Source organism: Paracraurococcus ruber, from assembly GCF_004353985.1.
In the GTDB taxonomy this organism is placed as follows: Bacteria; Pseudomonadota; Alphaproteobacteria; order Acetobacterales; family Acetobacteraceae; genus Paracraurococcus; species Paracraurococcus ruber.
The window spans coordinates 1-440 of record NZ_SMOA01000709.1 but is presented as its reverse complement, the minus strand read 5'-3'; the positions used below and the strand labels follow the sequence as shown (position 1 = coordinate 440).

Here is a 440-nt window from a genome sequence, read left to right as displayed (position 1 = left end):
CAGCCCCACCGCCGGTCCGCCGGCCCCGGCCGGCCAGGCCGGTCAGGCCGATGCGCCGGCCGCGTCCGCCCCCCCTGGCCGGCCGGCCCCGCCGCCGATGCGGCAACTGGCGCCCATCGCCATCGCGCTGGCCCTCGGCCCCGGCCGGACGCCGCGCCTGACCGTGGCGCTGGAGCCTGAGGCGCTCGGCCGCGTCGAGATCCGCATTGAGCGCGAGGCGGGCGGCGAGACCAGCGCCGTCCGCGTCCTGGCCGAGCGGCCCGAGACCCTGGCGCTGCTGCAGCGCGATGCGCGCGAGCTGGACCGGGCGCTCGGCCAGGCCGGCGTCGCCGTCGCCGAAGGCGGCCTGCGCTTCGACCTGGCGGGCGGCGACCGGCCCGCCGGCGGGGAAGGCGGCGCGCGGCGCGAGTCCACCCCGCACCGCGCCCCGCTGCCGGAGG

Annotated in this window: 1 protein-coding gene; it reads left to right on the top strand. The window is 82.5% G+C overall.

The window, feature by feature from the left end; all coding sequences use genetic code 11:
- Window positions 1-97 precede the first annotated feature (97 nt).
- Window positions 98-440 (top strand): flagellar hook-length control protein FliK (locus E2C05_RS32520; RefSeq protein ID WP_133223684.1); only part of this gene is annotated, 343 nt, incomplete at its 3' end.